The 7535-nt window shown below is 73.6% G+C and carries 7 protein-coding genes; 2 read left to right on the plus strand and 5 right to left on the minus strand.

Translation table 11 applies throughout. From position 1 onward, the window contains the following. Positions 1 to 1027 (minus strand): AMP-binding protein (locus B7767_RS31550; protein ID WP_143652732.1); only part of this gene is annotated, 1027 nt, incomplete at its 3' end. A 131-nt stretch (positions 1028 to 1158) separates the two neighbouring features. Here B7767_RS31550 and B7767_RS31555 point away from each other — a divergent pair. Together B7767_RS31555 and B7767_RS31560 are read left to right on the plus strand one after the other, a co-directional pair. Beyond that, complete coding sequence (locus tag B7767_RS31555; RefSeq protein WP_085575111.1) at positions 1159 to 2610, plus strand: WGR domain-containing protein; 1452 nt, start codon at positions 1159 to 1161, stop codon at positions 2608 to 2610. Positions 2611 to 2745: 135 nt separating this feature from the next. Then, positions 2746 to 3468: an FAD binding domain-containing protein gene (locus B7767_RS31560; RefSeq protein WP_085575112.1), complete on the plus strand. Its 723-nt coding sequence runs from the start codon at positions 2746 to 2748 to the stop codon at positions 3466 to 3468. Positions 3469 to 3517: 49 nt separating this feature from the next. On the opposite strand, the gene hypE is transcribed toward B7767_RS31560, so the two are convergent. The 4 genes from hypE to B7767_RS31580 all read right to left on the minus strand — a co-directional run. Continuing rightward, positions 3518 to 4558 carry a hydrogenase expression/formation protein HypE gene (gene hypE / locus B7767_RS31565; RefSeq protein WP_107486443.1) on the minus strand — a complete coding sequence of 347 codons (1041 nt, stop codon included), beginning with the start codon at positions 4556 to 4558 and terminating at the stop codon, positions 3518 to 3520. Between the two features lie 19 nt (positions 4559 to 4577). Further along, positions 4578 to 5708, minus strand: a complete 1131-nt coding sequence (gene hypD / locus B7767_RS31570) for a hydrogenase formation protein HypD (RefSeq protein WP_085575114.1) — start codon at positions 5706 to 5708, stop codon at positions 4578 to 4580. Beyond that, on the minus strand, positions 5705 to 6007 hold the full coding sequence (locus B7767_RS31575) for a HypC/HybG/HupF family hydrogenase formation chaperone (RefSeq protein WP_085575115.1): 303 nt from the start codon (positions 6005 to 6007) through the stop codon (positions 5705 to 5707). Before B7767_RS31575 ends, hypD begins: the two co-directional genes overlap by 4 nt. A 10-nt stretch (positions 6008 to 6017) precedes the next feature. Continuing rightward, positions 6018 to 7535, minus strand: a 1518-nt coding sequence (locus tag B7767_RS31580; RefSeq protein ID WP_143652731.1) for a Sua5/YciO/YrdC/YwlC family protein, incomplete at its 5' end; no start/stop codon positions are given.

The following is a 7535-nucleotide window of genomic DNA, read 5'->3' on the forward strand; positions in this document are numbered from 1 at the left end:
GCTCCACCGCCCGCCCGCGGCTGAGCGCGGCACGCTCCAGGGCGACGGGCACGGCCACCTCGCCCGGCGGCGGGAACGTGACGGCCAGGGTCGCCTCGGCCAGCCCGTACACGGGCGTCGCCGCCCGGGGGTCGAGCCCGGACGGCCGGGTCCGGGCGGTGAAGTCCCGCCACACCGTCGCCGAGATCGGCTCGGCGCCCACCAGGATCAGCCGCACCGTGCTCAGGTCGAGCCCGGCGAACGCCTCCTCGGGTACCCGGCGGACGGTCAGCGCCAGGGCGAAGTTCGCGGCGGACAGCAGGGTGGCCCGGTGCGCGGCGGCCACCTCGAACCACAGCCGGGGGTTCTTCGCGAACGACAGCGGGGCGATCCGCACCTGCTTGGCCCGCGCGGCGAGCGGCGCCAGATGGGTGCCGATGAGTCCCATGTCGTGGAAGTACGGCATCCAGCTCACCACCACGTCCCGGTCGGTGAGCGCGGCTGCTCCGGTCAGCTGGCGGAGGTTGGCCAGCACGGCGGCGTGGGTCAGCTCCACGCCCTTGGGCGCCCCGGTGCTGCCGGAGGAGAACTGCAGGAACGCCAGGTCGTCCGGGGCGGCGGTGGCGGGCGACCCGACGGCGGAGGACGTCCGCAGCTCCTCCAGCCGCAGCACCCGGGCGCCGTCCGGGAGCCGGCCGGCCACGTCCGCGCAGGCCTCGTCCACCGCGACCGGGGGACACCCGAGGTGCTCCCACACGGGGCGGACCCGCCGCACGTCGGGGGCCAGCGGCACCGGCACCAGACCGGCCGCGAGCGCGCCCCAGAACAGGGGCTGGAAGTCCTCACCGCGGTCCGCGACCACCGGCACGCAGGTGCCCGGCGCGACTCCCGCGTCACGGTAACCGCCCGCGACACGCAAGGAGTCCTCCAGGAGCCGCCGGAAGGTGACGGGCGTTTCCCCGCCGTCCCCCCGGACATGGACGACCACCTGGTCGGGGGCACGGCGGGCGGCGTCCAGCAGGACGTCCAGCAGCGTTACGGCGTTCATGGGTCCGTTCGTTCATGCGGGGGAGACCGGCCGGCGGCGACGACCGACCCCATTGTCAGTGGCCGCGCCTACGGTTTGATCAGTAGGACCCGGCGGAACGGCCGCGGGTTCCGTCTGGGGAGGGGTTCGCCATGTCTGCCGGTTCCACGGTGTCGACGACGTATCTGGAGCTGTCGCAGGAGGACGGCGCCGCGCACAAGTTCTACGAAGTGACGGTCGACGGCCAGACGGTGACGGTGCGCTACGGCAGGATCGGCGCGGCGGGACAGACCCAGACGACGACGTTTCCCACGGTCGCGAAGGCGCGGGCCGCCGCGGCGAAGAAGGTGGGGGAGAAGGTCCGCAAGGGCTACGAGCCGGCGGTGCGGGGGCAGCGGGCCCCGCGCGCGGTGACCCGCCGTCAGGTGGTCTCGGCCCCGTCCACCGCGCGCGCCGTGGCCCCCGTGCTGTGGCGGTTCGGCACCGGATCCTCGGCGTTCGGCATCCACGTCGACGACGACCGCTGCTGGGTCGGCAACCAGTCCGGTGACGTCTTCACCCTGGACCACGAGGGCGAGGTACTGGCCCGCTTCAGCCTTCCGGACGGGGTGAAGTGCCTGGTCGCGGACGACTTCTGGATCTACGCGGGCTGTGACGACGGCCGGGTCTACGACCTCTCCTCGAAGCTGCCGTTCGCCGCCTACGACATCGCCGCGGACGTCGACATCTTCTGGCTGGACATCCACGAAGGGGTGCTGAACGTCTCGGACCGCGCAGGCCGCCTCACCGTCATCGACCACGAGGACGAGCACCAGTGGACCCGCCGCAGCCAGGGTGAGCACGCCTGGATGGTCCGCGCCGACGACCGGGCCGTCTACCACGGCCATCAGGGGGGAGTCACCGCCTACGCGCCCGACGGCGGCGGCGAGCTGTGGCACACCCCCACCCGCGGCGGGGTGCTGTTCGGCTGGCAGGAGGACGACACCGTCTACGCCGGTACGGCGCACCGCGTGGTGCAGCGGCTGTCGAAGACGACCGGCGCCATCGAGGCCACCTACGCCTGCGACAGCGCCGTCTACTCCTGCGCCACCTCCCCGGGCGGACGGTTCGTCTTCGCCGGCGACGCCGCGTCGTCCGTCTACTGCTTCGACCGGGACGGCACGCGCCTGTGGAAGCTCGGGACGGGAGGCGGATCGGCGCTGTCCATGCAGTACCGCGACGAGCGGCTCTACCTGGTGACCACGGACGGTTCGCTGGTGTGCGTGGACGCGAGCGAGGCCGCCGTCTCCGCGGCGCAGCAGGGCACGGTGCCGGTCGCGCGGGACGTCAAGCTCGCCGCGGCCCTGCCGACCTACGCGCCGGCCACGGCCGCGACCGCGGTGGCGACCGTCGCCCAGGCCCCCACCGGTGCCGTCGTCGTCGAATGCGTCCAGCAGCACGGCCGACTGCGCGTCCACGTCGTGTCCGAGGGCTACGACGGGTCCTGGAACGTGCAGTTCCCGCGGGCGATACGGGTGCCCGGCGCACGCTATGTCGTGGACGCGCTGCACCCGGCGGCCGGCGGCTTCTACCGGGTGCGCGGGGAGATCCGCCGGCTCCAGTGACCGCCGGCGGGCGCACTCGGCGACCCCGTGAGCCCTGTATGCGCCCCCGTACGGGTACGGACAATGCAGTGCTCGTGATCACCCCGTGAAACGCCGTGGTTTCCCGGCCCTGTTCAGGAAAGCAGGTCGACCGTCGTGCTGTTGCGTCTTCCCACGTCCCTGTCCGAAGCCCAGCGGTGTCTGGCCGAAGGAGCGGTGCCCGTCGGCGGAGCCACCCTCGTGTGGGCCCTCTGGCAACGCGACGGCTTTCCCGAGCAGGCCATGTCCCTGCGCAAGCTCCCCCAGGCCACCCTCATAGAACGCGAGGCGCTGGGCGCCGCCGTCCTGCTGCACCAGGTGGACGACCGGGTGCCGGACGTGCTGCGCCGAGCGGCCTCCACCGTGGGCACCGGCGCCGTACGCCGGACGGCCACCGTCGGCGGCAACATCGTGGGCAGCACCCTGCGCTGTCTGCTGCCCGCGGCGCTGGTCCTGGACGCGCGGGCGACCGTACTGGACCGGGACGGCGCCTACGAGACCGACCTGGCCGAAGTGGTGGCCAAGCGCCATCTGCTGCTCGGTATCCGCTGGCGCGATCCCGTGGCCAGCGGTTACTACAAGGCGGACGGTGAGGCGGGCGGGCCGCCGCCCCTCGTCGTCGCCACCGCCGTGCACACCGGGAGCGACGGCGCCCGCAGCCTCTTCGTCGCCGTCCGGGACGGCTACGAGGTGATCAGCGGGACCACGCCCTGCGACACCGGAGCCGAGGAGGTGCTGCGGGCCCTGGACCGTACCGACCTGGGATCACTGCCCGCCGAGGCGCGGGACGGGGTGCGCCGTGAGGTGACCGCGCTCCTGGAGCGCACCGCCGGCCGCTGACGCCGGTGCGCCGCCCGGACCGCCCGGGTGGCGCACCGGCGCGCACCGTTCAGCAGATCCGCGGAAGCTGTTCGCCCATCGGCAGGTCCACCACCCGGGTCCCCCCGAGCCCGGTCCGCGCGACCACCATGCCCGGGTGCTCCGCGACCACCTCGCCGATGACGGCGGCGTCGGCCCCCAGGTGGTGTGCCCTCATCGCGGCCAGGACCGCGTCCGCGTGCTCCCGCGGCACGAAGGCGACGAGCTTGCCCTCGTTGGCCACGTACATCGGGTCGAGCCCCAGCATCGCGCAGGCGCCGGCCACCGGCGGCGGCACCGGGACGGCACGCTCCTGGACGACGACCCCGCACCCCGACGCCACGGCGATCTCGTTGAGCGAGGCCGCCAGGCCCCCGCGGGTCGGATCGCGCAGCACCCGCAGATCCGGGGTGACCGCCAGCATCGCCTCGACGAGCCCGCAGAGCGGCGCGCAGTCGCTCTCGACCGCGGTCTCGAACCGCAGGTTCTCCCGCTTGCTCATGACGGCCACGCCGTGCACGCCGATGGCGCCGCTCACCAGGACGACATCGCCGGGAACCACCCGCTGCGGACGCAGGTCCACCCCGGCGGGGACCACACCGATGCCCGACGTGCTGACGTACACGCCGTCACCGTGGCCGGCCTCCACGACCTTGGTGTCACCCGTCACCACCCGCACCCCGGCGGTACGGGCCGCGGCACCGATCGCCTCGGAGACCCGGCCGACCGTCTCGATCTCGACGCCCTCCTCCAGGATCAGCCCGCACGAGAGGTACGCCGCACGCGCCCCGCTCATCGCGAGGTCGTTGACCGTGCCGTTGACCGCGAGATCACCGATGCTGCCGCCGGGGAAGAACAGCGGCCGCACCACGAAGGTGTCGGTGGAGAAGGCGAGCCGGGCACCGCCCAGCTCGACCACGGCCGAGTCGGTGAGCGCGGCCGGTGCCGCCCCGCCGAGCCCCGGCAGGACGACCTGCTCGAGGAGTTCGGCGGACAGGGCACCGCCACCGCCGTGGCCCATCACCACGCGCGGCCGGTCGCGCAGGGGCGCCGGACAGGACCAGGAGAGCATGTCCGGGGCCGCGGTGGCGTCAGACAACGGAGCTCTCCTTCCGCTGCGGGACGGCCACGTCCAGTTCCAGCCGCCGGTACAGGTAGTACGCGGCACAGGCGCCCTCACTGGACACCATGGTCGCCCCCAGCGGCGTACGCGGCGTACAGGCCGTCCCGAACGCCTCGCACTCGTGCGGCTTCAGCAGCCCCTGCAGCACCTCACCACTGCGGCACTCGGCGGGTTCCAGGGTGGCGATGTCCCCCACCTGGAAACGGTGCTCGGCGTCGTACTCCCGGTAGCGGGCCGACAGCCGCCAGCCGCTGCCCGGGATGACCCCGATACCGCGCCACGCCCGGTCGGCGACCTCGAACACGTCGTCCAGCATGGCCCGCGCGGCCGGGTTGCCCTCGGCCCGCACGGCCCGCGGATAGGCGTTGTCGACCGTGTGCTCGCCCCGCTCCAGCTGCCGCACGGTCCGCCGTACGCCCTCCAGGATGTCCAGCGGCTCGAACCCGGTGACCACGATGGGCACCCGGAACCGTTCGGCGAGCGCCGGGTACTCCTGCGTACCCATCACGCTGCACACGTGTCCGGCCGCCAGGAACCCCTGCACCCGGCAGTCCGGGGACTGCATGATCGCCTCGATCGCGGGAGGCACCCTCACGTGCGAGACCAGCAGGCCGAAGTTGCGGATGCCGCGCTTGCGGGCCTGGTACACCGTCATCGCGTTGGGCGGGGCCGTGGTCTCGAAGCCGACGCCGAAGAACACGACCTCCCGGTCCGGGTTCTCCTCCGCGATCCGCAGCGCGTCCAGCGGGGAGTACACCACGCGCACGTCGCCGCCCTCGCCCCGCACCTGGAACAGGTCGCGTCCCGTGCCCGGGACCCGCAGCATGTCGCCGAAGGAGCAGAAGATCACCTCGGGCCGCGAGGCGATCGCCAGTGCCTTGTCGATCACCTCCAGTGGCGTCACACAGACCGGACAGCCCGGACCGTGGATCAACTCCACCTCGTCGGGCAGCAGTTGGTCGATGCCGTGCCGGATGATGCTGTGCGTCTGGCCCCCGCACACCTCCATCAGCGCCCACGGCCTGGTCACCGTGGCCCGGATGTCGTCGAGCAGCCGCGCCGCCAGCTCCGGGTCCTGGAACTCCTCGACGTACTTCACCGTCGTACCTCCCGGGCCGGTTCCTCGTCGCCGAACCGCGCGGCCTGCTCCCACGGGTCGCCGAACTCCTCCTGGAGCATGCCGAGGTCCTCGAACAGCTCCAGGGTCCGGCGGGCCGACTCCTCGTCCAGCCGCTGCAGGGCGAAGCCGACGTGCACGACGGCGTACTCACCGACCTCCAGATCGGGCAGGTACTCCAGGCACACCTCCTTGACCACACCGCCGAAATCGACGGTGGCCATGCGGGTCCCGTCCCGTTCCTCGACGCCCAGCACTCTGCCGGGTACCGCCAGACACATGCGGATCTCCTCACTCGTCGCGCGCGGGGACGCCCACGCCCGTCATCGGCTTCCGGCTCCCGACTCCCGCCCGGGCGGCCACGAGAAGCTGGCCGAGGGCCAGCCCGCCGTCGTTCGGCGGGATCTCGCGGTGGCGCAGCACGGTGAAACCGGCGGTACGCAGCTCACGGGCGCAGGCCGAGGAGAGCAGCGTGTTGGCGAACACCCCGCCGGTCAGCGCCACCGTCCGGAGCCCCGCGGCCTCGCCGGCCGCCACGCACACCTCCCGCACCAGCCGGGCGACGGCCAGGTGGAAGCGGGCGGCGATCACACCCGTGGGGACCCGCCGCCGTACGTCCTCGACGACCGCCCTCAGCAGCGGTTCGGGGGAGGCGGTCGACGGGCCGGGGCCGCCCGAGAGCCGGAACGCGTAGCGCGGGTCGTGGACCCGGTCACCGGCCGACACGGCCGCCGCCTCCAGCTCGATCGCGGCCTGCGCCTCGTACCCCGCGTGGTGGCACACCCCCGCCAGGGACGACACCGCGTCGAACAGCCGGCCCATGCTGGAGGTCGGCACACAGTTCAGGCCGCGCGCCAACTGCGTCCGCAGCACGGCGAGTTCGTCCGGCGGGCAGGCGGCCGTGCACGGCAGGTCCGGGTCGAAGGCGATGCCCGCGGCGTCCAGATGGGCCAACGCCATCCGGTACGGCCGTCGCACCGCCGCGTCACCGCCGGGCAGCGGTACATAGGCCAGATGCGCGAACCGCCGGAACCCGGCGTAGTCCGCGAGCAGGAACTCACCGCCCCACACGGCACCGTCGTCGCCGTGCCCGGTGCCGTCGAAGGCGACCCCGATCACCCGGCCGCCCTCCGTCACCCCGTGCTCGGCCAGGACGGAGGAGATGTGCGCGTGGTGGTGCTGCACCCGGGCCACGGGACGGTCCCCGGCGTGCCGCCGCGCCCACGCCCCCGACCGGTATCCGGGATGCGTGTCGGCGGCCAGCAGCGCCGGCCGCACACCGGTCACGGACTCCAGGTGCCGCTCGGCACGGCCGAACGCCTCCTGGGTGGCGAGGTCGTCCATGTCCCCGACATGGGCGGACAGCCAGGCCCTGTCGCCCCGCCCGAGACAGAAGACGTTCTTCAGGTCCCCGCCGACCGCGAGCGCCGGGACCACCGGAACCGGCAGCGCGACCGGCAGCGGCGCGTAACCGCGGGAGCGGCGCAGCACCAGCGGCTCGCCGTCGCAGACGCGGACCACGGAGTCGTCGCACGGCACCTGGACCGGCCGGTCGTGCGTCAGCCACGCGTCGGCCAGGCCCGCCAGCCGCACCAGGGCCTCGTCGTCGTCCGTCACGATGGGTTCCCCGGACACGTTGCCGCTCGTCATCACCAGCAGCCGGGGCGCCCCCGGGGCCGCGAACAGCAGATGGTGCACCGGTGTGTACGGCAGCATCACGCCCAGGTCGGGGCTGCCCGGCGCGACGGCGTCGGCGGGCACGGGCGCCCCCGGGGCCGGCCGGGCACCGGAGCGCCGCCGCATCAGGAC

It is taken from the genome of Streptomyces sp. 13-12-16 (assembly GCF_002114215.1).
Taxonomy (GTDB): domain Bacteria; phylum Actinomycetota; class Actinomycetes; order Streptomycetales; family Streptomycetaceae; genus Streptomyces.

Bases quoted from the DNA above. Each gene is read 5' to 3' on its own strand.
- hypE (WP_107486443.1), bottom strand. From the start codon at position 4,558: ATGCTCTCCTGGTCCTGTCCGGCGCCCCTGCGCGACCGGCCGCGCGTG.
- B7767_RS31575 (WP_085575115.1), bottom strand. From the start codon at position 6,007: ATGTGTCTGGCGGTACCCGGCAGAGTGCTGGGCGTCGAGGAACGGGAC.
- B7767_RS31555 (WP_085575111.1), top strand. From the start codon at position 1,159: ATGTCTGCCGGTTCCACGGTGTCGACGACGTATCTGGAGCTGTCGCAG.